This is a genomic window from Novosphingobium pentaromativorans US6-1 (genome assembly GCF_000767465.1).
Taxonomy (GTDB): domain Bacteria; phylum Pseudomonadota; class Alphaproteobacteria; order Sphingomonadales; family Sphingomonadaceae; genus Novosphingobium; species Novosphingobium pentaromativorans.
Genome location: NZ_CP009291.1, coordinates 1,427,731 through 1,453,412 on the forward strand (window position 1 = coordinate 1,427,731; position 25,682 = coordinate 1,453,412).

Genomic DNA, 25,682 nt, shown 5'->3' on the forward strand with positions numbered 1-25,682 from the left:
TCAGGCCTGCTGCTGCGTCCACTCGACCCGGTAAAGGTCGAAGCGGCGGTCGCGCAGGTTCTGGACGGTTCCCGACTGACGCGCGGTCAGCAGGGAATCGAGCGATAGATCGGCAATTGCGATTGTCTCAGTGTTGGCGGGAGCATGGGCCGCCACGCCATCGCGCGAGAACGGAAAGTCCGAAGGTGTCAGGATCGCGCTCTCGGCATAGTGGACGTCCATGTTCTCGACGTTCGGCAGGTTGCCGACGACGCCCGAGGTCACGACGTAAACCTGGTTCTCGACCGCGCGGGCCTGGCAGCAGTAGTGCGCGCGCAGGAAGCCGCGCCGCTCGTCGGTGCAGAACGGCACGAAGAGCATGAGCGCGCCCTGATTGACGAGATGCCGCGCCAGTTCCGGGAACTCGCTGTCATAACAGATCATGACCCCGATCGGGCCGCAGTCGGTGGGAATGACATTGGCGCCGTAGCCGCCCTGGATGTTCCACCACCTGCGCTCCGAGGGCGTGGGATGGAGCTTTTCCGATTCGTGCACTGCACCGTCGCGCAGGAAGGTATAGCCGATATTGCGGATCTCGCTGCCACCGCCTGCGCGCTTCACCTTGGTCGGGTGCGAGCCGCCGACAATGTTGACGTTGTAGCTTACCGCCATGCGCGACATGAACTCGACGAAACGGTCCGTATAAGTAGCGACTTTCTCGATCGCCTGGGCCGGCTGCAGCTTCTTCTCCTCAATGGAGAGAAGTTCGAGCGTGAACAGCTCGGGGAAGACCACGAAGTCGGACTCGTAATCCGAAGCGACGTCGACCCAGTACTCGACCTGTTCCTCGAACTGGTCGATCGTCTCGATCTTGCGCATCATGAACTGGACGGTGGCAACCCGCACCGAACTGGGCACGCGCTCCTTCAGGCCAGGCAAGGCCTTGCCGGTATCGCGCGGTGCCAGCGGGTTGGTCCAGTACATCAGGACCGCGAAGCCACCCGATTCCTTGTCGTTGGGAATGTAGTCCGGCATGATTCCGCGCGGCTCGTACCCTTCGTTCATCTGGAACAGGATGACCTGGTCGCGGACCTTCTTCTCCCGCACGGCCTGCACGTAATCGGCCGGGTTGGGATACTGGCGGCGGCGGCGCGCGTAGCCGGGCATGCGCCCGGCAAAGGCGATGCCCTTCAGCTCGAAATGCTGACACAGTTCCTTGCGCTTGCGGTACAGGCGCTGGCCGATGCGCAGGCGGCGGAAGTCGGGATCGACGCAGACCTCGAAACCGTAGAGGACATCACCGTCCACGGCCGGCGGGCGGCCATAGCCGCCGTTGCTGATCTCTTCCCAGGTATGCGGCTTGAACGCGAGATCGGCACTGACGATCATCGTCGCGCAGTGGCCGACGATCTTGCCTTCGTACTCGGCGACGAACTGGCCTTCGGGAAAGTTGATGAGCTGGCCGCGGATTTCGGCGCGGGTGAAGGAGTCGGCCTTGCCATAGACCTTGATGGACAACCGCGCGATGGCCGGAGCATCGGCAACCGTCGCTGGGCGAATGATGAGTCTTGCTTTGGTATGATCCATGTGCCGCCTTCTTACGCGCAGCCGCGCGCCGGGTTCCAGTGTCTATTGCATCGAAAGGAAAAAATCCGCGGACCGCGCCATCGAGGCTCCCGCGGCAAGATGCAGTTGCGAGGTGTGGCATTTCTCACGCGCGACCATGGGGCATTGCCCACATCGCGGCCCGCAGTTCCCGCCTACAGATAGGATGCGCGTTGCAAGTTGCAATGCGCCCCCGGAACCAACGCCCTCAACGGCAATGTTTTTTCGGGGATCGCAATTTTCTTGCCCGGATCGGGATACTTTTACGCATCCGCTCCGTTATTTCTGATGAAAGGAGACATAGGCATGAGTGCTACACTGATCGCCCTCGCCCTGTTCGGCTGCAGCGACGACGGCAGCGCCTGCGAACGCCTCCGCATGCCGGTGGAAACCTATCAGACCCGCGCGCAATGCACGGCCAGGCTCGACGAAGCGCTGGGCAGCGACGCCGCCATGCGCGCCGAATATCCCACCGTCTACGCCCAGTGCCTGTCGAGCAGGCAGCTCTCGATGCTGGGTGGCGGCAAGGTTGACCTGCGCCGCGTCAACGGCGTGAATTTCGCCGCTGCGGGGCTTTAACCGCGCCCGCGGTAGCTCTGCACGCCCTGATCGGGAACCCAGAGGCCATCGGGTACCGCGCCCGACTGCCAGAAGACGTCGATGGGTATGCCGCCGCGCGGATACCAGTATCCGCCGATACGCAGCCAGCGCGGTTTCATCTCAGCGAACAGGCGCTGGCCGATCCCGACCGTGACGTCTTCGTGAAAGCCGCTGTGATTGCGGAAGGAGCCGAGAAAGAGCTTCAGGCTCTTCGATTCCACGATGGTCTCGCCAGGCGCATAGTCGATCACGAGATGTGCGAAATCGGGCTGACCGGTGACCGGACACAAGGAAGTGAATTCCGGCGCGGCAAAGCGGACCATGTACAGGGAACCGGCGCGCGGGTTGGGCACATAGTCCAGCACCGCTTCGGTCGGAGACGCGGGAAGCGCGCTCTGCTGGCCAAGGTGAAGGGGGTTCGCGGGTGTATCGCTCATGCCCCGGCCATGACCCGAACGCGCCGCGATGACAAGCCTGATATGGCAGCGACGGAAGCAAGCAAGCGCCGGTTTGGCGGCAGGCCGCAACGGCTCGGCGCGGAGAGCCCGCGCATTAACTTTCGGTTCAGCGAGAATCCTGTGATGGCTCGCGCATGAGGGGCTTGAACGGGACTCACACTCGCATCACTCTTGCGCTGCTGCTGGCGGGCACACCTGTCATCGGACATGCGCAGCCGGTCGGCTCGTGGAGCTTGCCCGAACCGGACTCGGCCTCCAGCGCACCTGCGCCGCAAGGGCCGGTCGACGCCCAGCATCCGATCCTTCGCCCGGAAACCGGTGAGACCGCTCCGTCGGCCAAACCTGCCGCCAGTCCGACGCCGGCTCCACTGGTCACCGCGCCGCCGCCTCCGCCTGCCGAGCCCACCGCACGCGCGGCGGCCAAGCCCGCCACGCCCAAGACGACCACGCCCTCCCGACCCTCACCCTCGCAGCGCCCGGCAGCGCAGGTCCCCGCCCCGGAGCCGACCGCAAGCGAAAGCGCCGTGCCCGTCGAGCCCTCTGCGCAGCCCGAACACCCCCCTGCCCCGCAGACAATCGAGCCCGAAGCCTTCGGCGCCGAGCCCCCGTCGTGGCCCGCATGGTGGTGGGCGCTTCCCGCAGGCATCGCCGCGATTGCCCTGGCGCTGTTCCTCCTGCGCCGACGTCGTCCGCAGGACCTGGAGTGGGAAGAAACCGGCGAGACCACTGCCGAGGCGCAGCCGGAGAGCCCCCCTGCCGCACCCCCGCTCGATGCCGCGCCGACGCCCGATTCCGCACCGAGGCGTCCGCTGCCCGAACCCGCCTTCACGCCGGCTCCGCGCAAACCGGTCGTACCGCCACGCCCGGCCCCTGCCGCGGGCAGCCCAGCGCAAATTGGCGTCGATCTCGAACCGGTCGCAATGCGCCTCTCGCTGTTCTACGCCACGCTGCAGTACCGCCTCACGCTCACTGCCGAGGAAGCGCGCGGGCCGGTCACGGTGTCGGGAGACATGATTTCCGCCCACGCCTCGCTCTCGCAGGATCAGCAGCTGGCCCCGCAAGTGCAGGACATGGCCCGGCTTCATGAACTGCGGGGCCTTGAAGCCGGCGGGACAGCGCAGCTCAAGGGCGAGATCCAGCTGCCGCTGGCCGAGATCCGCGCCATGCGCCAGGGCGGCGCGGCGCTTTTCGTGCCGCTGGTGCGCCTGTGCCTGACCGGTGCCGATGGACTGGCGCTGCGCCGTGTCTTCACACTTGGCATTCCGGGCAGCGGCACCGGCCTGTCACCCTTGCGCACCGACACCGGCCCGCGCACCTTCGAGCCGCTTGCAGCCCGCGAAATCGAGGCCGCACGGCAAATACCCTTGCAAACGGGGACCTTGCCTCTCGACCCTCAACGCGCAGCGGGCTAGGCTTCTCCGCGCGACAGCGGAGATGATCTTGAGCGATTCAACGGGGCTGAAAAACAAGGCACATGCCACGAAGCTGGTCGGAGCCGGCCGGCGCAGGGAATGGACCGGGGCGGTCGTCAACCCGCCGGTCTGGCGTGCCAGCACGCACTTGTACGTTAGCACGAAGGACCTCGCGGAAGGTCCGCGCCGCAACGAGGACGGTCGGTTTTTCTACGGCAGGCGCGGCGCGCCCACGCAGTGGGCCCTGTGCGATGCGCTGACCGAAATCGAACCGGGTGCCGCCGGTACGGTGCTCTACCCCTCCGGCGTGGCGGCCATCGCCGGCGTTCTCTTGACCCTGCTGCGGCCCGGAGACGTGCTGCTGATGACCGACAACGCCTATGACCCGAGCCGGGCCATGGGCAGGGGCCTGCTCCACGACCTTGGCGTCGAGACCCGCTTTTTCGACCCGCTCGACATGTCCGCCTACGAGGCCCTGTTCTGCCAGAAGACGCGCGCAGTCCTGCTGGAAGCGCCGGGCAGCCTCTCGATGGAAGTGTGCGACGTGCCCGCGCTCGCCCGCATCGCCCGCGAGAAAGGCGCGGTATCGGTGCTCGACAACACCTGGGCCGGACCGCTGGGCTTCGCCGCTCTCGACAAGGGCGTGGACATTAGCCTGATGGCCCTCACCAAGCATGTCGGCGGGCACTCGGACCTGATGATGGGCTGTGCCAGCGCGGGGCCGGAACTCTATGCGAAACTGCGCCAACGCGCGCAGCAGCTCGGCACCGTCGTCTCGCCCGACGACGCATCGCTGGCCCTGCGCGGCCTGCGCACGCTCAACTTGCGGCTCGGGCAGGAAACCGCCTCGGCTCTCGCCATTGCCGAATGGCTCTCGCGGCGGCCCGAAATCGCGCAGGTCCTGTGCCCGATGCTGCCCGGATCGACCGGCCATGAGTTCTGGAAGCGCGACTTCACCGGCGGCTGCGGCCTGTTCAGCTTCACCTTCAAGGGCGGCGACGGGGCAAGCCGCAACCGCTTCATCGATGCGCTGGAGCTGTTCGGGATCGGCTATTCCTGGGGCGGCTACGAAAGCCTTGCCCTGCCGATAGAGCCTTCGCACTATCGCACATGCATGGCCTGGCCGCCGCGCGGCGGCGATCCGCAGGACTGCCACGGCGTGCGCCTGTCGATCGGGCTGGAAGACCCGAACGACCTTATCGCCGACATCGAACAGGCGCTCGCGCGGATGCAGGGATCGTGAGCGCCCCGCTCGATCCCGCGGCGGCGGGCACGCCTCTGTCCGATTCGACCAGCGCGGTCGATCCCGGCGTGCTGGTCCCGGTCCCTACGCCCACCCCGATAGACGATCAGCCGATATCCGGGGCCGATGGGCTCAAGAACGCCGTTGCGTCAAAAAGCGGCACCATCGGCGACATCATCAACTCGCTCGATAGCCTGGCGTTGCAGGTCGGCGGGACGCGCATATCGGTGTGGGACCTGATCGTCATCATGCTGGTCCTTGCCCTCGTGATCACGGTCGCCTGGGCTGCCAGCAAGTTCGCCGCAAGGGTGATCGGCCGCATGAGCCGGCTCGACACGACCCAGCACCTCCTGGCCGAGAAGATGGTCAGCCTCGTCATCTGGGGCATCGCGATCCTCGTGGGCATCGATGTCCTGGGCATAGACCTGACAGCCTTCGCGGTCTTTTCCGGTGCTTTCGGTCTGGCCATCGGTTTCGGCCTGCAGAAGACCTTCGGCAACCTGATTGCGGGAATCATCCTGCTGATGGACAAGTCGATCAAGCCCGGAGACGTCATCGCCATCACCGACCAGGCGGGCAATTCCACCTTCGGCCAGATCCGCCGCATCGGCATTCGTGCGGTTTCGCTTACGACCCGCGACCAGAAGGAATACCTGATTCCCAATGAAAACCTGATGATCAATCAGGTGGAGAACTGGTCCTACTCATCCAAGAACGTGCGCATTCAGGTGCCGGTCGGCATCTCCTACAATGCCGATATCGTGAAGGCAGAGGAACTGATGCTGGAAGCGGCGCGCGGCGTGAAGCGCATCCTGGCAGCGCCGCCGCCCACCGCATGGCTGGATTCCTATGGCGACAGCTCGGTGAATTTCATCATCCACTGCTGGATCACCGATCCCGAGGAAGGCACCGGAAACGTGCGCTCGGCGGTGCTCAAGAACCTGTGGCACCTGTTCCACGAGCACGGCATCGAGATTCCGTTCCCGCAGCGCGACATCAACTTGCGCCAGAACGAGGCGCTTCGCGACCTGATCGAGGCCATGCGCGAGAGCAAGGCAAGCAACGGGAAGAACGCAGGACCCGGGCCCGAAGCCTGATCCGTCCGCCCCGAACGCGCAGCCCGAACGCTCAGTGCGTGGCTACGGGACGTTCCTTTTCCAGTTCGAGGCGGTTACGCCCCTTTGCCTTGGCGCAGAACAGCGCAAGCTCGGCCCGCTCGATGGTCCGGTCGAGGTTGTCGCCGATGTGGGCGATGCTGGCACTGGCGGTGATGGCAAGGCGGCTCTCGCCCACTTTCTGGCGCAGTTCGGCCAGCGTCGTCACCACGCGATGGCAGATCGCCTGCGCCTGCTCGGTAGAGGTCCGCGGCAACAGCACGGCAAAACGCTCGGAACCGATCCTTGAAATGATGTCCTCGGCCCGCAGCATCTCGCGAAGCAGATCGGCGAAGACCCGCAGGACCTCGTCCCCGGTCGACTGGCCGTACTTCATGTTGATGGTGCGGAAGAAATCGATGCTGAACAGCGCCAGGCACCCGTCCATATCCGATTCGATCATGTGCTCGAGCATCGAGATAAAGGCGGCGCGGTTGGTCAGGCCGGTGAGCGGATCGGTATAAGTCGCGGCGAAGAGCTGGTCCTTGAGCTGGCGGCGCTCATCAATGCTGCGCATGATGCTGAGAGCGCCGTAGATCTCGCCCTCGTCGTCGCGCAGGGCGCGCGCCTGGATCTCGAACCAGTGCTGGCGTTCGTCGGCGGTGACAGCCGGAAATTCGACCCACTTGCCCACGTCGCGCCCGTCGAGCGCATCAGAAAGTGCGCGACCGACGATATCGCGGTGCGAGGTTTCGACGATGTCGAGCAGGTTGGGTGAGATCAGCGAGCCGGGAATGCGGAAACCCATCCGCTCAAACGCCGGTGAGGCGTGAACGATGAAACCTTCCCGGTCCGTCTTCAGGATCACATCCGAGCTGCTTTCAGCCAGCAACCCGTAAAGTGCCGAAGTCTCCTGTACCGTGAAATTCATGCCCATCGTCATAAGCCCCGGACTCTCGCTTCCCTGTCGGACGGGAAGTGCGGCTGGGCCGCTGCAGCCCCTGTGCACTTTCCGCCGATAACTGACGGAAACATCCGTCGCGTTAGCCCTGTTACCTAACGAAACTAAATATTTCCTTAATATTCAGTTATTTAACATCGAAAAACGGAACGGAAAAGCGGGATTCTCAGGGGTTGGGCCGGTTAACCATCTTTTATGCACAAGGCTTACGGGGCCGATCCCTCCAAGCCTCTGAATCTTGGGAAAGATGCAGCTTCACAGCTCGATCATGATCTTGATCTTCTCCGGAGTCGTTTCGACCGCTTCGGCAATCTGGCTGCGGCAGCGCGCGATCAGCTCGGGCAGGCCGACGATCGTGCGAGTCGGCTTGAGATCGGACGCCGTGACGCCCAGAGCCTGTGCAATCGGCTCGATGCGATCCTCGATCGGCCGCGCACGGTCCTGTTCCCAGGCCCATACGGTCGGTTTGCTGACGCCCAGCTTCTCGGCGAGTTCGCCCTGGGTCATGCCGCGCAGCTTGCGCAGGCGGTGCAATCGTTCGCCCAGCGTTTCGCCGCCGATCGCGGCAACGCTCTGGACCTTGGCACCGCTGTCCGTCTCGGCACCCGGTTCAACCGCGCCGCGCAGCTGGGCCGCACTCAGCGCGAATGCGGACAGCGCCTTGTCGAAGCTGCAGCCGTAGAGCGCGCCGCTTGCCCATTCCACCGTCGCGTGGACCTGGCCCGCCTCGGGAAAATCGAGGTCGATGGCCTCGCCGATCTCCAGCTCGGTCTTGCTCTCCATGAGCATGCCCGATTCGGAAAGGTTATGAATGACGACAGAGGTCTCGGTGCCGGACTCCAGCGCGCCGCGCGCTTCCAGCCGCAGCTTGCGCCTGTGCGCGCGCGGTCGGGCCGCATCGACCGGTAGTTCATCGAATTGGGCGGCAATGGCCATGCACGTAACCTCCTGAAAGATCCCCAAATCGTCACCCCTTACGGTTAAGATTTGGTTAGGAGGCCCTCAGCAGTCCGGCCGGAGGTCCTTCAGTTGATTGACGAGGCATGTGAAACCGGCGGAATTGCGCCCGCCGGCAGCTTCAACGGTTCGTCGCAACCGGGCCCTAAAGCTCCCCTTACCCCCTCGAAAGCCATTATGGCTGGCAATGGCGGGCCATCGCGGCCACATGGCGCACCATGCAAGCGAATCCCGCCACTACCGGTCAGGAAGGCCGCATCGGCACCGTCTATCTCGTCGGCGCAGGCCCGGGCGATCCGGACCTGCTGACGCTGCGCGCCGCGCGGCTGCTGATGTCGGCCGGCCTCGTCGTGCACGATGGCCTTGTCGATCCGGCGATCCTCGCCATGGCCCGCTCGTCGGCGCGCCTGATCTCCGTCGCCAAGAGCCGCTCGCGCCACACCATGGAGCAGGAGGCGATCTGCGACCTGCTGGTGAAGGAAGCGCTTGCCGGCAACGACGTCGTGCGCCTCAAGGGCGGCGATCCCTTCGTCTTCGGGCGTGGCGGCGAAGAAGCCGAAGCCTGCCGCGCTGCCGGGGTCCCGGTAGAGGTCGTGCCCGGCATCTCCTCGGCGCTGGGCGCATCGGCGGCGGCACAGATCCCGCTGACCCACCGCGACCACGCCTCGATCGTCTCGTTCGTCGCCGGTCAGTGCAAGGGCCTTACCGATCAGGATTGGTCGGGCCTTGCCGGCAAGGGCCGCACCCTGGTGATCTTCATGGGCCTGGCCACCGCCGCCCAGATCTCGGAAAAGCTGATCGCCGACGGCCTGACGCCGGAGGTTCCGATCGCCGTCATCGAGAACGCGACCCGCAAGCAGATGCGCGTGCTGCGCGCCTCGCTGGCCGGCCTTGCCGACCTTGTTCGCGATGAGAGGGTGCAAAGTCCCGCCCTCATCGTTATCGGCGACGTCGCACGCGCCGAATCCGGCGATACCGACAATTCCATTCGCGCCCTGGCGCTTGAGGCCCAGAACATGGAGATAGGGCAGTGAAAATTCTTACGGGCAACGACCTGAAGACCGGAGCGGTCATCTGGTGGACCGGCGTGGGCTGGTCGCTGGACGTCAACGAATCGGCCGATGTCGGCGAGCATGGCGCGGCGGTCATCGCCCGCGAGGAAGGCGCGCAGAACGTCTTCGCCGCCTATATCATCGACGGCCAGAAGGACGCCGAGGGCGTTCGCCCCGCCCATATCAAGGACCGCATCCGCGCCCTGGGCCCCACCGTGCGCCCCGACCTGACGCTCAAGCCGTCCGAACCCGAAGCCGTGAACTGGGTGATCTGATGTACAAGTACGACCAATACGACCAGCAGATGGTCGACACGCGCGTCGCGGAATTCCGCGACCAGGTGAAGCGCCGCCTCGACGGCGACCTGACCGAGGACCAGTTCCGGCCGCTGCGCCTGCAGAACGGCCTGTACCTCCAGCTGCACGCCTACATGCTGCGCGTTGCGGTGCCCTACGGCACCCTCAACTCGACGCAGATGAAGATGCTGGGCGACATCGCGGACAAGTACGACCGCGGCTATGGCCACTTCACCACCCGCCAGAACATCCAGTACAACTGGATCAAGCTGGAAGACACGCCTGACATCCTCGCCGACCTCGCCTCGGTCGAGATGCATGCCATCCAGACCAGCGGCAACTGCATCCGCAACATCAGTTCGGACCAGTACGCCGGTGCGGCCGCGGACGAAGTGATCGACCCGCGCCCCTATGCCGAGCTGCTGCGCCAGTGGTCGAGCTTCCACCCGGAATTCCTCACCCTGCCGCGCAAGTTCAAGATCGCCGTCATTGCCAGCGAGACCGACCGCGCGGCGATGAAGCTGCACGACATCGGCATCAGGATGGTCAGGAACGACGCCGGCGAGATCGGCGCGCGCTTCTACGTCGGCGGCGGCATGGGCCGCACCCCGATGATCGCGCCGGTCATCCGCGAATTCGTGCCGCTCGACCAGCTGATCACGTACTCCGAGGCGTGCCTGCGCGTGTACAACCGCTATGGCCGCCGCGACAACAAGTACAAGGCGCGCATCAAGATCCTCGTCCATGAACTGGGCAAGGAAGAATACACGCGTCAGGTCGAGGAAGAGTTCGCACACCTGATGTCGCAGGGCATCGAGCCGCCGCTGGCCGAGCTTGAGCGCATCAAGCAGTACTTCGTCGACCCCGCCTACGAAACCGGCCTGTCCGACGAACTCGACCTGACCGATCCCGACTTCCGCCTCTGGGTGGAGCGCAACTGCCAGGAACACAAGCAGGCCGGCTACATCATCGCCACTGTCTCGCTGAAGCCGGTGGGCGGCATTCCGGGCGACGCTTCGGCCGACCAGATCCGCCTGATGGCCCAGCTCGCCAAGGACTACAGCTTCGACGAACTGCGCGTCACCCACGCCCAGAACATCGTCTTCCCGCACGTGAAGAAGGCCGACCTCTACACGCTGTGGCAGAAGCTCGACGAGGCCGGTCTCTCGACCGCCAACCTCGACACCGTGGGCGACATCATCGCCTGCCCGGGCCTCGACTACTGCAGCCTTGCAAATGCCCGCTCGATCCCGGTGGCGCAGAAGATTTCTGAGCGCTTCGGCAGCGCCGAGAAGCAGGCCGAGATCGGCGAGCTGAAGCTGAAGATCTCCGGCTGCATCAACGCCTGCGGCCACCACCACGCGGGCCACATCGGCATCCTCGGCGTCGACCGCAAGGGCGTGGAGAACTACCAGCTTCTGCTCGGCGGCTCGGAAGGCGCCGACACGTCACTGGGCAAGATCACCGGCCCGGGCTTCGACGAGGACGGTATCGTCGATGCCGTCGAAAAGGCCACGCAAGTCTATCTCTCCAACCGCGAGGACGGGGAACGCTTCCTCGACACGTACCGCCGGATCGGCATGGATCCGTTCAAGGAGGCTATCTATGGTTGATGTCCAGTTCCGCTTCCGTGACGATGAAGCGGTCAACGATCCCGCCGTCACGGTCGATGCTTTCACCGAGCAGAGCAATGCCTCGGCCGTGCGCATCGAGCCGGGCGACGACGCCCGCGACCTGCTGCCCCACCTCGACCGCATTGCGCTGGTCGAAGTGAATTTCCCGGCATGGACCGACGGGCGCGGCTATTCCTCGGCCCGGGTCCTGCGCGAAGCGGGATTTACCGGCGAGATCCGCGCCGTGGGCGATGTCGTGATCGACATGCTCAGTCATCTCAAGCGCTGCGGCTTCGACGCTTTCGCACCCGACAAGCCGCTCAACCCGACCGACGCGCAGAACGCGTTCGAGCGTTGGGACAACGTCTATCAGGCGACGGCTGACGGCCGCCAGCCTATCTGGGCGCTACGGCACCCGGCCTGAGGCCGGCGCCAGACCCGGAGCTTCACCGAGGATTTCCGATATGACCGAAGCGACACGCATCCGCGACCGCATTGACACCGGCCCCCGCTTTGCCGAGGCCGATGCCGTGCGCCTCAACCGCCTCTTCCGCGGTACCGACACGATCGAAATGCTCGAGACGGTGCTCAAGGAAGGCATGGCGGGCGATGTCGGGATCGTGTCCAGCTTCGGTGCGGAATCCGCGGTGCTGCTCCACCTCGTCTCGCAGGTCGACCCCGGCGTGCCGGTCCTGTTCCTGGAAACCGGCAAGCACTTCCCCGAGACACTCGCCTACCGTGACCTGCTGATCGAGCGCCTTGGCCTCAAGGACCTGCGCAACCTGACCCCGGATGCCGAGGAACTGGCCAAGAAGGACGAATCCGGCCTGCGCTGGTCCTACGATCCGGACGGCTGCTGCGACATCCGCAAGGTGAAGCCGCTGGCCAAGGCCCTGCTCGGCCTGGATGCCTCGATCACGGGACGCAAGGCTTTCCAGGCCTCGACCCGCGCGACGCTGCCGCGTTTCGAGATCGACACGACCGACGAACAGGGCCGCCTCAAGATCAATCCGTTGATCGACTGGTCGCCCGAACGGATTGCCGCCTATATCGAGGAGCACGACCTGCCGCCGCACCCGCTGGTGGCCGAAGGCTATCCCTCGATCGGCTGCATGCCGTGCACCAGCAAGGTCGCACCGGGCGAAGACCCGCGTTCGGGCCGCTGGCGCGGTTGGGACAAGACCGAGTGCGGCATCCACGTCGCGCATCACACCCCCGACCATACCGAGCAGGTTGCACCGGAATTCGACCCGGGCCTCTAAGGGCTCCCTAGCGACCCCACTGCCAACCCGGCTGCGTAACCGCGCCCTTGTGATTCCGCCCAAGGAAGGGGGCTTACCCGCCTGACGTCGGGTCCGGATCAGCTTGTCGCGGGCGCGGTGCCGCCGGGGTGCCTCCCTGCCCTTTGCGGCAGAACTGCAATCAGCAGGACGATGCCGAGGACCAGCACCGCCGTTGCGATCGGGCGGCTGAAATCGAGCCCGCCCTGCGCCAGCGGCTTGTCGAGGAAATCGCCAACGGTGGCGCCCAGCGGGCGAGTGAGCACGAATGCCGCCCAGAACAGCGCCACGCGGTTCGCCCGGGTAAAAGCCCAAAGCGCAACGAGCCCCAGCAGCAGGCCGCCGAAAAGGGCCGCGCCTCCCAGATAGCCCAGACCGCCGTCATCGGCGGCCCAGTCTCCCAGCGCGGTTCCAAGGGTCTGCGAAAATGTGATGGTCAGCCAGTAAAAGGCCTCCGTACGCGCCGAAACGACCGTATCGACCGACACCGAGCCATTCACGGCTTTCCAGACGAGCAGCGAGCCGATCACCAAGGCTCCCAGAACAAGCGTTCCGCCGGGATAACCGATACCAAGCGAGCGGGTGGCGAAGTCGGCCATTGTCGTGCCGGCCGTGGTCGAGGCCACGATCGTCGCCCAATAAAGCCAGGGGCGAAACTGCACAGCCCGCACCTGGGCCAGGATCAGGAGGACGAGCGGCACGAAAAATACCAGGGTGCTCAGCCAATAGCCAAGGTCGTAAGTCATCGACAGCGTATCGCCGCCGGTTTCGCCCAGCGTCGTCGCCAGAATCTTGATGATCCAGAAACCCAGCGTAATCGCCGGCACTTTCGTCGCCTTATGTCCCATCATGCCTCGCCGCATCGAATTGCACGTCTCTGCATGATGCCGCGGGACGGCCCATTCCTCAGTGCCTGCCCAGATTTTTCAAGGGTCGCTTGCGGTTGCATGGAAAGAACCGGGGCGTGAGATAAACGCAAGGCCGCTGCCCTTACCCTCGCTGGCGCAGGGCACTACATCGCGAACATGTCCATACCGCAGTGCAGCATCAACGAGTCGAGCGGCGCCTCCGCCCGCGCGGTCCACCCCTTTCTCGTCACACTGGCGCTGGCAATGGGTGCCTTCGCGATCGGCACGACCGAATTCGCGGCGATGAGCCTGGTGCCCTATTTCTCCCGCGATCTGGGGATTACCGAGCCCCAGGCCGGCCATGCGATCAGCGCCTATGCCTTGGGCGTGGTGGTGGGCGCTCCGGTCATCGCGGTACTGGCCGCGAAGCTGCCGCGCCGCGCGCTGCTGATCGGGCTCATGGCCATGTTCGCGCTGGGCAACGGCCTGTCCGCCATGGCCCCAAGCTATGACCTGCTATTGCTCTTCCGATTTCTCAGCGGCCTGCCGCATGGGGCCTATTTCGGGGTCGCCGCGCTCGTCGCAGCCTCGCTGGTGCCATCGAACAGGCGCGCGCAGTCCGTTGCGCTGGTCATGTCCGGCTTGACGGTCGCGACGATCATCGGCGTGCCGCTGGCGAACTGGCTCGGCCAGGCAATGGGCTGGCGCAGCGGCTTTGCCGTCGTATCGGGCCTTGCGCTGCTGACGATGGCTCTCGTCGCGCTGTTCGCGCCGCACCAGACTGCCGCGAAAGGCGCCAGCCCGATGCGCGAGTTGGGCGCACTGCGCCGCCCGCAAGTCCTGCTGACGCTGCTGACCGGCGCCATCGGCTTCGGCGGCCTCTTTGCCGTCTATACTTACGTCGCCTCGACCCTGATCGAGGTCACCCACGTCTCGGAAAGCATGGTGCCGGTGATCCTGGCCGTGTTCGGCGTCGGCATGACGGTGGGCAACCTGTTCTGGGCCTGGGCCGCCGACCGCGCCCAGAACCGCGCGGCCATAGGTGCCCTGCTGTGGAGCGCGGTCGCCCTTGCGCTGTTCCCGCTGGCGGCGGCCAATATTTGGAGCCTCACTGCGGTCATCCTACTGATCGGTTTCGGCGGCGGGCTCGGCACGATCCTCCAGACCCGGCTGATGGACGTTGCCGGCGAGGCGCAGGCGCTGGCCGCCGCAGCGCACCACAGCGCCTTCAACATCGCCAATGCCCTTGGCCCATGGCTGGGCGGGCTGGCGATCACGGCGGGCTATGGCCTCACGTCGACCGGATGGATCGGCGCCGCGCTTTCACTTGCCGGTCTCGGCATCTTCATTGTGACGATAACGCAGCATCGCAAGCAGGTGGACCTGCAGCCCGCCCTGGCCTGATGCTTGCGGAAGGCTAATGCTCGACGCGGCGTTCGAGTTTCATGTGCACGGCGCCCGGTGTCGTTTCCACGGCGCTGACGAAGAATTCCTTGCCCGGCTTGCCAGGCCCGAACAGGGGCGTGCCGCCGCCGGTTTCCTTGGCAATGACGCGCAGCCACATCTCGTCGGCCATGCCCGACAGCAAAGCGGCCTGCACCGTGCTCGCCTCGCCGATGGCAAGGACGGCTTTCTCTCCGGCTGCCTGCTCCGCCCGCTCGAACGCTTCGGTGAAAGTGTCGAGGAAATGGAACCGCAAGCGTTCGTTTTCCTTGGGGTAGCGTGCTGGCGGCGAATCGTCGGAAACGACGAAAATCGGCACCTGCAGCTCGTAATTGTCGGCAAACCAATCCGGGTCCGTCACCGTATCGAAGCTGCGGCGGCTCATCACCACCGCCCCGCAGGCGGATACCAGCGGCTGACGCAAGTCCGCACGGTTGAGGGCCTCGATGGGAATGATGCTTTGGCCGCGAGCATCGGCACAGAACCCGTCCATGCTGGTGGCGGCATCGATAATCATCCTGCCCATTCCACTCACTCCCGACTTTGTGCCACGCCGCATGCAGTGGCACACTAGCGGTAACAATCCGCCCAACCCCGTCAGAGTTCCCATAGGTCGGTCAGGCGGTCCTGCAGCCAAACGACCACAAGGGGCATAGTGTACCATGCTCCTATCCAACCGGGCTACGTCTTTATGCGAGGGTCCCTGCCCCATCGCCGCCATGTCATCCGCAGTATGGAAATTGCGTCGCAATAAGGATTAGCCAATTGTCCTTTTGACGCACGGCCTCAATGATCGCCAGCTGTTCCTTCGGTCAGGCAGTAATCGGGCCGGTTTCAACAATAGACCATCCAGAGCAACAGTTTAACCGATCATCATCAAGCTGGCATTGCCGCCTGCCGCGGTCGTGTTGATAGAGATGGAGACTTCCTCCAGCAGAAAATCGAGCGGCCACTCCAGATCCTTGCCCGGCAGAGAAGCGTGGACCGTGACGATCGCGCCGGGGCGTCTTGCGACTGCCTCGCAAGCCTTGCGAACGTCCTCGCTACCCCCTTCGACAAGCACGGCACCGAACGATTCGTCCGAGTCGCTTTCGAAGAAGGACGCCACTTGTCGCGGCAAGTCGGCGGGAAGCGCCATGCCTTCCACCACCGCGCGATTGCCCGTTGCCAGTGCTGCGGCGATCTGTGCGAAGAGCCCTTCGCGCGTCTTCGGGAACAGCAGGATCCGGCCGCGCGGATGCAGCGCATAGAGGTTACGTTCTCCGACCGGGCCCGGCAGCGCAAGCTCGGTGCCGAGCGCGCTGGCCGCACCCATCGCGTGGGCGCGATCGGCGGCCGCAGTCTCGCCTTGCCTCTCCAGCCACTCGATAAAAGCACCGAGCGCATCGAAAGGTATTCCCGAGGGCGGGAGGACCTGCGGCGGAACCGTGACCAACCGCCCCTGGTAGAGCGGCCCGCCGGCCTTGGGGCCGGTCCCCGAAAGGCCGCGCCCACCGAAAGGCTGCACCCCGACGATGGCACCGATGATGTTGCGATTGACGTAGAGGTTGCCTGCCTTCGCGCGCGAAGCAACTTGTGCCACGGTACCGTCCAGTCGCGTATGCAGGCCGAAAGTCAGGCCGTAGCCGGTAGCGTTGATCGCATCGACCAGCTTGCCGAGGTCCGCCCTGCGGAAACGCAGCACGTGCAGGACCGGGCCGAAGACCTCGCGGCCGAGATCCGCAATGCTGTCGATCTCGATGATCGTCGGGGCCACGAAAGTGCCATGGGCTGTCTCGTCAGCGGGGACCGCGACCTGCTCGACCTTGTGCCCGCGCTTGCGCATCGCTTCGATGTGCGCGTTGATGTTGTCCCGGGCCTCGGCCGTGATGACCGGGCCGATGTCGACGGCCAGTTGCTGCGTGTTGCCGATGCGCAATTCGGCCAGCGCCCCCTTGAGCATAGTTAGGGTGCGGTCGGCGATGTCTTCCTGCAGGCACAGCACGCGCAATGCCGAGCAGCGCTGGCCCGCACTGTCGAAGGCCGAAGCGATGACGTCGCCCACGACCTGTTCGGCCAGTGCCGAGGAATCGACGATCATTGCGTTCTGTCCACCGGTTTCGGCGATCAGCGGGATCGGCTTGCCGGCCGGCGACAACCGCGAGGAAAGCTGCCGCTGGATCAGGCGCGCCACTTCGATGGACCCGGTGAACATCACCGCGGCAACCTTGGAGGCGGCCACCAGCGCCGCGCCGACCTTGCCGTCTCCCGGAACGAGTTGGAGCGCATCCCTGGGAACGCCGGCCTCGTGCAGGATACGCACGGCTTCGGCAGCAATCAGCGGGGTTTCCTCGGCGGGTTTGGCCAGCACCGGGTTGCCCGAGACCAGTGCGGCGGTGACCTGCCCGATGAAGATGGCGAGAGGGAAGTTCCACGGGCTGATGCAGACCACAGGGCCAAGCGGCGCCTGATCCTCGCCCAGCGTATCGCGGGCCTGCCTGGCGTAGTAACGCAGGAAATCGATCGCCTCGCGCACTTCGGCAATGGCATTTGCGGCCGACTTGCCCGCCTCGCGCATAACGAGACCCATGAGCACCCCGATCCGGTCCTGAAGGACGTCGGCGGCGGTTTCCAGCATAGCCGCGCGCTCGGCTACCGGCACATACTTCCAGCGGCTGAGCGCCGCGCGTGAGACTGCCATTTCCGACACTTGGGGCGCGGCTTCGAAGACGCAGCCCACGACGTCACGATGATCGGCCGGGTTCAGGACCGGGCGCTCCTCTCCCTGCCCATATTCGGGCATGGCATACCAATCGATACTTGCGGATTTGCGCAATTGACCGGCCAGGGCCGCCAGCTCGGCTTCGCTGGACAGGTCGATACCGTCCGAATTGCGGCGATGAGGATAGAGGTCGCGCGGCAGGGCGATCAGCGGATGTCGCGCACCCGGCTCGGGCATCGCGCGCACGACGTCGACCGGGTCGGCGGCCAGTTCCGAAACGGACACCGACGGATCTGCGATGCGGTTCACGAAAGACGAATTCGCGCCGTTCTCCAGCAGGCGCCGCACAAGATAGGCCAGCAGCGTCTCGTGAGTCCCGACCGGCGCATAGATGCGGCAGGGCCGATCGAGGTTATCCTTGCCGACGACCTGCTTGTAAAGCGGTTCGCCCATGCCATGCAGGCACTGGAATTCGTATTGGCCCACGCTGAAATCCGGCCCCGCAAGGTGGTAGATCGTCGCCAGCGACTGCGCATTGTGGGTCGCGAACTGGGGGAACACCGCGTCCGGCGCGGCCAGCAGCTTGCGCGCGCAGGCGATGTAGGCAACGTCGGTATGGACCTTGCGGGTATAGACCGGGAAGTCCTCCAGCCCGTCGACCTGAGCGCGCTTGATCTCCGCATCCCAATAGGCGCCCTTGACGAGGCGGACCATGATCCGCCGCTTCGCCCGGCGGGCAAGATCGACGATCCAGTCGATGACGGCGGGACAGCGCTTGCCATAGGCCTGGACCACGAAGCCAAGGCCGTTCCAGCCAGTAAGTTCGGGATCGAGCGCAAGGCTCTCGAGCAGGTCCAGCGACAGCTCGAGCCGGTCGGCTTCCTCGGCATCGATGTTGAAGCCAATGTCATGCCGCTTCGAAAGTACCGCCAGCGCCTTCACCCGCGGCAGCAGTTCGTCCATCACCCGCCCTGCCTGCGCCCGACTGTAGCGCGGATGTAACGCGGAGAGCTTGATCGAAATGCCGGGGCCTTCATAGACGCCCTTGCCACCTGCGGCCTGACCGATGGCGTGGATAGCGTTCTCGTAGTCCGCATAGTAGCGAGAGGCATCGGCCGCCGTCGTCGCAGCTTCGCCGAGCATGTCGTAGCTGTAGCGGAAGCCCCTGGCTTCCAGCTCGCGTGCTCGCTTCACGGCTTCCTCGATAGTCTCGCCGGTGACGAACTGCTCACCCATCATGCGCATCGCCAGATCGACGCCGCGGCGGATGACCGGCTCACCGGCACGCGCGATCAGCCGGGTGAGTGCAGCGGACAGACCCTTGTCATCGACGCTGCCGACAAGCTTGCCGGTCACCACCAGCCCCCAGGTCGCGGCATTGACGAAAAGCGACTTGCCATTGCCGAGGTGGCCGCTCCAGTTGCCCTCGGCGATCTTGTCGCGGATCAGCGCGTCGCGGGTATCGTCATCGGGGATACGCAGCAGCGCCTCTGCAAGGCACATGAGCGCGACGCCTTCCTGGCTGGAGAGCGAGTATTCCTGCACGAGCCCTTCGACGCCGCTGCCCCTGGGACCGCTGCGCAGTGCAATCACGAGACGGCTGGTGGTATCGCGGATATCCGAACGCAGCTTGTCGTTCAGGCTCGCCGCACCGAGCAGAGGAGCCATGCACTCGGCTTCGTCCCGGCGATAGGCGGCCGTTATCGTCTCGCGCAGCGCGGAAGCGGGGCGGACGGGCGGGGCGAAGTCGGAAAAGGGCTCGATCTGGGTCATGCCGTCATGATAATCCAAGGCAATTCGGCAATCTGCCTTTTCAGATGCCATAGGAAGATCTATTTTCCCAATTATCAGGACAATCTTAGGCCATGTGAATGACTTTGACCGACAAAGAGGTCGATCTGGATAGAACAGATCGAAAAATCATCGCAGCACTGCGGGAGGACGGGCGCATGACCGTGACGGACCTCGCGCGGGAAGTCGGAATCAGCAAGACGCCCTGCCAGGTGCGCCTGCGCCGCCTGCTGGAATCCGGGGTCATCCGGGGCTTTCGTGCCGTCGTCGACCCGGCCAGCCTCGGCCTCGATCACGTCGCCTATACCGAGGTGAAACTGTCGGACACGCGCGAGCAGGCGCTGAGCGAATTCAACGCGGCAGTACGGCGCCTGCCGGAAGTCGAGGAATGCCACATGATCGCCAGCAGCTTCGACTACCTGCTCAAGGTCCGCACGGCTGACATCCGTCGTTACCGCATCGTGCTGGGCGAAAAGATCTCCAGCCTGCCCCACGTGTCTAGCACATCGACTTTCGTGGCGATGGAAACGGTCAAGGACGCCAACAGCTGACCGGGAAATTGCCCGGGCGACGGTATAATAATACCCATGCGCTGCACGGCTGTGCGATACATTCCGCTGGCCAGAACCGACACTCGGCAAGGCTGTCTCAGGTCACCGTAGCGGAGCAATGAATCTTCGCTGTGACAAGCATGAAAGTCACGGTTTCGGAGACATGCACGAATTTCTGGCCGTCGGTGGTTCAGTTATATATTTCGATCTGATAAGCACCCCATATTACTAGGAGTAACCAGCACGAGCACCGGCAGTGCGGCCGGCAGGACGGTAAAAGAACAATCCCTACGCGAAAGTCCCTAGACCGGAGGCCCAGACTGACCTCCGCAAGTCGATCGCTTTCCCCTCGTGCAATCCGGCGCGAAACCCTGCGCAAGCCGCGTCACCTGCGGCTGTCCGGCACCCTGATCGCGGCAGCCATGGCCGTGTCGGCCATCCCTGCGGCCGCAATCGCTGCACCGGCTCCGTCCTTCTCTGCCAGCGAACCGCTTTCCAGCGACACCGGCTATACCACGCTGGACTGGGACGCTTCGGGCGAGGTTGTCATCCAGCAGGCCCGCAAGGCGGATTTTTCCGACGCCCGGACGATCTACGAAGGCCCGAACCATGCGCTGTTCCTTTCCGGACTCTCCGGCGGAACCTACTACTTCTCGCTGCGCGACGAGACCGGGGCGCAGTCGGCGCCGCTCAAGCTCACGGTCACGCACCAGTCGCTGACCCAGGCGCTGATCCTGACCGCAATCGGCTTCCTCGTCTTCATCGCCACGGTCGCGGTGATCTTCCGGGGAGCGCGCGATGACAAGTGAAGCCGCCCTCCTTCCGGCCGGCGTCGGCTGGGCCCTGCTCGCCGCCTTCAGCGTGCTGTGGATCGGCCTCGGCATTTACTGGGGCCGCCGCAACAAGAGCTTCGAGGATCATGCCCTGGCCGGGCGCAATATCGGCCTCGCGCTGGGATCGGCAACGGCAGCGGCGACCTGGATCACCTCGAACACGACGATGCTGGCCCCGCAATTCGCCCTGCAACTGGGCGTATGGGGCATGCTCGCCTACTCGACGGCGGCGATCGGCCTGCTGCTCTTCGCGCCGATGGCAGGCCGCATCCGCAAGCTGATGCCCAACGGCTATACCAGCGGGGACTTCTTCCGCCTGCGCTACGGCCGCGTCGCCTGGGCGGTGTTCCTCATCTTCACCCTGTTCTACTCGCTGACCTGGCTGGTTTCGATGGCGATGGCCGGCGGCATCCTGCTCAACACGCTATCGGGCATTCCCTATGCCTGGGGCATGTCGGTGATCCTGGGCGTTTGCGTCCTCTACACGATGCGCGGCGGGTTGGCCGCGGTGATCGGGACCGACTTTATCCAGAGCCTGATCATCATCGTGGGCATCGTCATTGTCGGCGTGGCAGTGCTCTCGCACGTCCCGGTCGAGAAGATCCACTCCAATCTCGCCGCCGAGCGCCCTGCCCTGCTCGACGTGCTGTTCCCGGCGGCGATCATGGCGATCTTCAACAACCTGCTGTTCGGGCTGGGCGAGGTCTTTCACAACAACGTGTGGTGGAGCCGCGCCTTCGCCTTTCGGGAGGGCGTAGCGGGCAAGGCCTTTGCGCTGGGCGGCCTGATCTGGTTCCCGATCCCCTTCGCGGCCGGTTTCGTCGCTTTGGCCTCCGGCGCTCTCAACGTGCCGGTGCCCGCCGCCGACATGGTCGGCCCGCTGGTCGTCGCCGAAGTGCTGGGTGAAGCCGGTGCCATCGGCATCTTCATCATCGTGTTCTGCTCGCTCGCCTCCAGCATCGACAGCCTGCTGGCGGCAACCGCAGACCTGATGACCGAGGACGTCTATCGCCGCATGTTCCGGCCTGCCGCCCATCCCGAGACGCTCAAGAAGATGGCGCAGTGGGTAACGCTGGGGCTCGGTCTGTTCACCTGGGCGGTCTGTTTGCCGCGCATCGGCACGCTGGCGACGGTACTGTTCTTTGCCGGCCCCCTGGTCGGCTCGATGATCTGGCCGATCGTCACCGGCCTTTACTGGCGCCGCGCCAACACGACCGGCGCAGTCGGCGGGATGCTGCTGGGCGCCGGCGTCGGCCTGTTCTTCTATTTCGCTATCGGCTTCTACGTGGCATCCTTGATCGCCACTGCCGTCTCCATGATCTGGGTGCTGGCCTGCAGCGCCCTGTCCAAGACCCGTTTCGACTGGGCCCTGCTGAGGGAGGCTGAATGACCTTCTCGACCCAATTCCTGTCCGTTCTCGTCTATGGCTCGCTGGCATGGTGCGCCGTCACCGCGCTGGGACTGGGCGCCCTGCTCATCCGCGACATCGCGCGGGGAGAGATCTGGTGACCCTGCCGGCATCGCGGGTCGATCACGCCCCCGCCATCGTCAAGCGCCCGGGCAAGATCGGCAATTGCCCGAACCCGGTCGACTTCATCGCGAAATCGCCCAAGCTCAAGCTGCACGTGCTGGACCAGTTGCGCGGTGCATCGGTGCTCTCCGCCGCGCAGTTCGACAAGGACCTTCTGTGCGAACTGGCCAAGTTCGCGGCCTACCTGCAGCTCAAGCGGTTCGATGTCGGCCATGCCATGGATGACAAGATCATGGCTGCGGCCTTTTTCGAACCCAGCACCCGCACCCGGCTTTCCTTCGAAAGCGCCATGCTTCACCTCGGCGGCAAGACGATCAGCGTCGCCGACGGCAAGACCACCGGCGTCGCCAAGGGCGAATCGATGCGCGACATCGGCCAGATGTTCAATTCCTACGCCGACGTCGTCGTGGTGCGGCACACCGAGCAATCGGCCGTGAGCGAAATGTGCGAGTACTTGCGCGTGCCCCTGCTCAACGGCGGCAACGGTTCGGACGAACATCCCACGCAGGCGCTGGCCGACTGGTACGCACTGCTCAAGTGGCGGCCCGAGATCGCCTGGGCCAGCCTGCCGGAGAAGTTCCGCCTAAACATCGGCATCATCGGTACGCCGGGCAACATGCGCACGGTCAAGTCGTTCCTGATGCTGGCGCTGCTGTTCCACGAGAACATCAACCACATCACCATCTTTTCCGAGATGGCCGACCCGCTCGGCGAGGAACTGCGCGAACTGACGAAGAACAGCCCGATCGGCATCGACTTCTCGCAGAACCTGCAACAGAGCCTCGAGTATCTCGACGTCATCTACATGAACGCCATTGCCTACCTGGGCGACGGCTATCGCTTCTTCGGGGATGCCTTCTCGCTCAACGACAAGAGCAGGCTGAAGGACGACACGGTCATCCTCCACCCGCTCGCACGCGGCGAGGAACTCGACGTCAGCCTCGATGACACCCAGCACAACCTCTATTTCAATCAGGCCGACGGCGCCGTCTGGATCCGCCAGGCGTTGCTGCTCGCGATCTTCGGTCGCGTCGCGGAAGTCGTGCCTGCAGAACTCCTCGCCTGACCGGCGGGCCCAGAACCAAGGAAACAACGACGATGTGTGGCATTGCCGGACTGTGGAGCCCCAGGGGCTACTCCGACAACACCCCGAAGCTGGCCGAGAAGATGGCCGACCGCCTCTACCACCGCGGCCCGGACGGGCGCGGCTTCCATTTCGATCCGGACCATGGCCTCGCCATGATCCACACCCGCCTCTCGATCATCGGCCTCAATGCCGGCGACCAGCCGATCTTCGACAAGGACGCAGGCCTCGTCCTGACCGCCAATGGCGAGTTCTACGACTACAAGCGCCTGCGCGGCCTGCTGCGCACCGACGGCTTCGAGTTCACCACCAAGTCCGACAGCGAGATCGCGCTCAAGCTCTACCGCAAGCACGGCTTCGATTTCGTCGAACAGCTGCGCGGCGAATTCGCTTTCGCGATCTTCGATGAAAAGAAGGAACAGCTGATCCTGGTGCGCGACCGCTTCGGGATCCGGCCGCTGTTCTGGCACAACGGCCCCAATGGCTTCTTCTGGGGCAGCGAGATGAAGGCCATGCTGGCCCATCCCGACGTGCCGCGCGAAGTGTGCCCCAAGGCGCAGCTGCACCAGATGATGCAGGTCATGGTGCCGGGCATGACGCTATACAAGGACATCCAGGCCGTCCTGCCCGGGCACATGCTGATCGTCACCCGCAAGGGCGACGGCTTCGAGGTTGAGCAGAAGCGCTACTGGGACGCCGAGTTCCCGCTCGATGGGCACCACGACGTCCGCTCGGACGACGAGCACATCGAGGCCGTGCGCGAAAAGCTGGTGGAATCCATCACCTTCCGGCTGGAGGCTGACGTTCCCGTCGCCTGCTATCTTTCGGGCGGCATCGATTCCTGCTCGATCCTGGGCATGGCTGCGGCGATCCAGCAGTCGCCGGTCAAGGCCTTCACCATCTCTTTCGACGACGATCGCTACGACGAGGCCCATATCGCCACGGAAATGGCGGAAAAGGCCGGCGCGGACCAGGACATCCTGCGGGTCAAGGCAGAGGACCTCTACGGCAAGAACTTCGAGGACGCGGTGATGTTCTCGGAGCGCACGTTCTACAACACGCTGGGCGTCGCCAAGATGCTGATGAGCAAGCACGTGCGCGACGTCGGCTACAAGGTCGTGATCACCGGAGAAGGCTCGGACGAACTGTTCGGCGGCTATGCCCAGTTCAAGGCCGACCTGTTCCTTCACGATCCCGACTATGCCGCGACGCCTGCGGCTGAGGAGATGCGCAAGCGCAATGCCATCTTCTCAGGCTCGGTCCTCGCCGAAGAAACGATCAGCCACCCCGCTTTCGAGGAAGTCATGGGTTTCACGCCGAGCTGGATCCAGCCCTGGATGCTCACCCTTGAGCGCGTGAAGCCGCTGCTTTCCGACGAGTTCAAGGCAAGGCTCGGCGACTACGATCCCATCGCCGCCATCGCTTACAGCCTCGACAAGTCGATGCTTGATGGGCGCCACGTGCTCGACAAGGTCCAGTATTCCTGGATCAAGACCATGCTGGAAGGCCAGATCCTCAACTGGGGCGGCGACCGCGTCGACATGGCCAACTCGCTGGAAAGCCGCCCGGCCTTCCTCGACCACCACGTGGCCGAACTGGCCATGCGCATTCCGCCGCATGTGCGCGTGCGCGACGGGGTCGAGAAATGGGTCGTGCGCGAGGCAATGAAGCACGTCCTGCCCGAAGTGCTCTACAAGCGCGAAAAGTTCGCCTTCATGGCGCCCCCGGCGCATACCGACGTGAAGAAGGCGGCCGAGATCGACAAGCTGATCGAGAAGTGGCTGTCCTCGGAAAAGATCGCCTCGCACGGGATTTTCGACGAGGCAAAGATGCGCGCCTCGATCGAGGAATACCGCAAGTCAGACGATCACGCGCAGAACACGCGCAAGGACATCATCCTCAATCACGCCATCGCACTGCACGCGATGGAGGAACTGATCTGAGGTTCCAAGGGACGCGAGGGGGTGACCTTCCAGGTCAGCCCCCTGCCGGTCGCTATCCTGCAGTCGATCCGAGCCGGTCAGTCGGTGCCGACAGCGAAAAGCTGCTTGTCGTCGGGGCGCGGCAGAGAACCGTCGAAGTTCGGCAGTGGCTCGAAGACTTCTTCGGTCACCGACACATTGGACAGGCCATCGACCTTGAAGTGGCCAAGGCGACGCTCCTCGTCGCTGCGCCAGTTCTTGCGCGGATTGAGCGCGCTAACGAAAAGGTCGCCATGCCGCTCGAAAAGCTGATGCGGGGCAAGCTCCATCTCGCTGCCATTGTACATGGCAACGATAAGGCGCTTGAGGGCAATGGCCTCAATAATCGATCGTTCTGGCGACACAGTAGTCATAGTAGCGTTTTGCAT

24 protein-coding genes are annotated in these 25,682 nt (G+C 64.5%); 16 read left to right on the forward strand and 8 right to left on the reverse strand.

Going from position 1 to position 25,682, the window contains the following annotated elements; translation table 11 throughout:
* Positions 1–1,566, reverse strand: a complete 1,566-nt coding sequence (locus tag JI59_RS06610) for a carbon-nitrogen hydrolase family protein (protein ID WP_007013554.1) — start codon at positions 1,564–1,566, stop codon at positions 1–3.
* A gap of 324 nt (positions 1,567–1,890) precedes the next feature.
* Here JI59_RS06610 and JI59_RS06615 point away from each other — a divergent pair, with 324 nt between their 5' ends.
* Entirely contained in the window at positions 1,891–2,163 is a 273-nt protein-coding gene (locus tag JI59_RS06615; RefSeq protein ID WP_238532552.1) for a hypothetical protein, read from the forward strand.
* On the opposite strand, the gene queF is transcribed toward JI59_RS06615, so the two are convergent.
* Positions 2,160–2,621 carry a preQ(1) synthase gene (queF, locus tag JI59_RS06620; RefSeq protein ID WP_007013551.1) on the reverse strand — a complete coding sequence of 154 codons (462 nt, stop codon included), beginning with the start codon at positions 2,619–2,621 and terminating at the stop codon, positions 2,160–2,162. The genes JI59_RS06615 and queF overlap by 4 nt on opposite strands.
* 164 nt (positions 2,622–2,785) lie before the next feature.
* Here queF and JI59_RS06625 point away from each other — a divergent pair, with 164 nt between their 5' ends.
* From JI59_RS06625 to JI59_RS06635, 3 genes are read left to right on the forward strand one after another with little or no spacing between them, the layout of a single operon-like run.
* Entirely contained in the window at positions 2,786–4,054 is a 1,269-nt protein-coding gene (locus JI59_RS06625) for a hypothetical protein (RefSeq protein WP_007013550.1), read from the forward strand.
* A gap of 22 nt (positions 4,055–4,076) precedes the next feature.
* Positions 4,077–5,297, forward strand: a complete 1,221-nt coding sequence (gene metC / locus JI59_RS06630; protein ID WP_007013549.1) for a cystathionine beta-lyase — start codon at positions 4,077–4,079, stop codon at positions 5,295–5,297.
* A complete protein-coding gene (locus JI59_RS06635) occupies positions 5,294–6,394 on the forward strand; it encodes a mechanosensitive ion channel family protein (protein WP_007013548.1) in 1,101 nt (366 codons plus the stop codon). The genes metC and JI59_RS06635 overlap by 4 nt, the downstream gene beginning before the upstream one ends.
* Before the next feature lie 31 nt (positions 6,395–6,425).
* Here JI59_RS06635 and JI59_RS06640 read toward each other — a convergent pair whose 3' ends face one another.
* Positions 6,426–7,322, reverse strand: a complete 897-nt coding sequence (locus JI59_RS06640) for a GGDEF domain-containing protein (protein WP_238532551.1) — start codon at positions 7,320–7,322, stop codon at positions 6,426–6,428.
* Positions 7,323–7,607: 285 nt separating this feature from the next.
* Complete coding sequence (locus tag JI59_RS06645; RefSeq protein ID WP_007013546.1) at positions 7,608–8,288, reverse strand: helix-turn-helix domain-containing protein; 681 nt, start codon at positions 8,286–8,288, stop codon at positions 7,608–7,610.
* A 239-nt stretch (positions 8,289–8,527) separates the two neighbouring features.
* Here JI59_RS06645 and cobA point away from each other — a divergent pair, with 239 nt between their 5' ends.
* From cobA to JI59_RS06670, 5 genes are read left to right on the forward strand one after another with little or no spacing between them, the layout of a single operon-like run.
* The gene (cobA, locus tag JI59_RS06650) at positions 8,528–9,343 is read left to right on the forward strand and encodes a uroporphyrinogen-III C-methyltransferase (protein ID WP_007013545.1); all 816 of its coding nucleotides are present in this window, start codon (positions 8,528–8,530) and stop codon (positions 9,341–9,343) included.
* The gene (locus JI59_RS06655) at positions 9,340–9,636 is read left to right on the forward strand and encodes a DUF2849 domain-containing protein (protein WP_007013544.1); all 297 of its coding nucleotides are present in this window, start codon (positions 9,340–9,342) and stop codon (positions 9,634–9,636) included. The genes cobA and JI59_RS06655 overlap by 4 nt, the downstream gene beginning before the upstream one ends.
* Complete coding sequence (locus JI59_RS06660; RefSeq protein ID WP_038575683.1) at positions 9,636–11,270, forward strand: nitrite/sulfite reductase; 1,635 nt, start codon at positions 9,636–9,638, stop codon at positions 11,268–11,270. Before JI59_RS06655 ends, JI59_RS06660 begins: the two co-directional genes overlap by 1 nt.
* Positions 11,263–11,694: a DUF934 domain-containing protein gene (locus tag JI59_RS06665; RefSeq protein ID WP_007013542.1), complete on the forward strand. Its 432-nt coding sequence runs from the start codon at positions 11,263–11,265 to the stop codon at positions 11,692–11,694. Before JI59_RS06660 ends, JI59_RS06665 begins: the two co-directional genes overlap by 8 nt.
* Before the next feature lie 40 nt (positions 11,695–11,734).
* Positions 11,735–12,532, forward strand: a complete 798-nt coding sequence (locus JI59_RS06670; RefSeq protein WP_007013541.1) for a phosphoadenylyl-sulfate reductase — start codon at positions 11,735–11,737, stop codon at positions 12,530–12,532.
* 98 nt (positions 12,533–12,630) lie between these two features.
* Here the strand turns inward: JI59_RS06670 and JI59_RS06675 are convergent, their stop codons facing one another.
* Positions 12,631–13,398: a COG4705 family protein gene (locus tag JI59_RS06675; protein WP_038577158.1), complete on the reverse strand. Its 768-nt coding sequence runs from the start codon at positions 13,396–13,398 to the stop codon at positions 12,631–12,633.
* Positions 13,399–13,575: 177 nt separating this feature from the next.
* Here JI59_RS06675 and JI59_RS06680 point away from each other — a divergent pair, with 177 nt between their 5' ends.
* Positions 13,576–14,802 carry an MFS transporter gene (locus JI59_RS06680; RefSeq protein ID WP_007013539.1) on the forward strand — a complete coding sequence of 409 codons (1,227 nt, stop codon included), beginning with the start codon at positions 13,576–13,578 and terminating at the stop codon, positions 14,800–14,802.
* Between the two features lie 13 nt (positions 14,803–14,815).
* Here JI59_RS06680 and JI59_RS06685 read toward each other — a convergent pair whose 3' ends face one another.
* Positions 14,816–15,367, reverse strand: coding sequence for a dihydrofolate reductase family protein (locus JI59_RS06685; protein WP_038575687.1), 552 nt, complete (start codon positions 15,365–15,367; stop codon positions 14,816–14,818).
* 336 nt (positions 15,368–15,703) lie between these two features.
* Positions 15,704–19,315, reverse strand: a complete 3,612-nt coding sequence (putA, locus tag JI59_RS06690; protein WP_038577161.1) for a trifunctional transcriptional regulator/proline dehydrogenase/L-glutamate gamma-semialdehyde dehydrogenase — start codon at positions 19,313–19,315, stop codon at positions 15,704–15,706.
* A 98-nt stretch (positions 19,316–19,413) separates the two neighbouring features.
* Here putA and JI59_RS06695 point away from each other — a divergent pair, with 98 nt between their 5' ends.
* The 6 genes from JI59_RS06695 (at position 19,414) to asnB (ending at position 25,275) form a co-directional block, all read left to right on the forward strand.
* Positions 19,414–19,884, forward strand: coding sequence for an Lrp/AsnC family transcriptional regulator (locus JI59_RS06695; protein WP_007013536.1), 471 nt, complete (start codon positions 19,414–19,416; stop codon positions 19,882–19,884).
* Positions 19,885–20,306: 422 nt separating this feature from the next.
* Positions 20,307–20,693 (forward strand): hypothetical protein, encoded by a 387-nt coding sequence (locus JI59_RS06700; RefSeq protein WP_007013535.1) that lies wholly within the window; start codon positions 20,307–20,309, stop codon positions 20,691–20,693.
* Positions 20,683–22,107: a sodium:solute symporter family protein gene (locus JI59_RS06705; protein WP_007013534.1), complete on the forward strand. Its 1,425-nt coding sequence runs from the start codon at positions 20,683–20,685 to the stop codon at positions 22,105–22,107. Before JI59_RS06700 ends, JI59_RS06705 begins: the two co-directional genes overlap by 11 nt.
* Positions 22,104–22,226: a hypothetical protein gene (locus JI59_RS27975; protein ID WP_007013532.1), complete on the forward strand. Its 123-nt coding sequence runs from the start codon at positions 22,104–22,106 to the stop codon at positions 22,224–22,226. Before JI59_RS06705 ends, JI59_RS27975 begins: the two co-directional genes overlap by 4 nt.
* Entirely contained in the window at positions 22,223–23,314 is a 1,092-nt protein-coding gene (locus JI59_RS06710) for an aspartate/ornithine carbamoyltransferase family protein (protein WP_007013533.1), read from the forward strand. The genes JI59_RS27975 and JI59_RS06710 overlap by 4 nt, the downstream gene beginning before the upstream one ends.
* Positions 23,315–23,346: 32 nt before the next feature.
* Positions 23,347–25,275: an asparagine synthase (glutamine-hydrolyzing) gene (gene asnB / locus JI59_RS06715; RefSeq protein WP_007013531.1), complete on the forward strand. Its 1,929-nt coding sequence runs from the start codon at positions 23,347–23,349 to the stop codon at positions 25,273–25,275.
* Between the two features lie 77 nt (positions 25,276–25,352).
* Here the strand turns inward: asnB and JI59_RS06720 are convergent, their stop codons facing one another.
* A complete protein-coding gene (locus JI59_RS06720; RefSeq protein WP_239000596.1) occupies positions 25,353–25,682 on the reverse strand; it encodes a WYL domain-containing protein in 330 nt (109 codons plus the stop codon).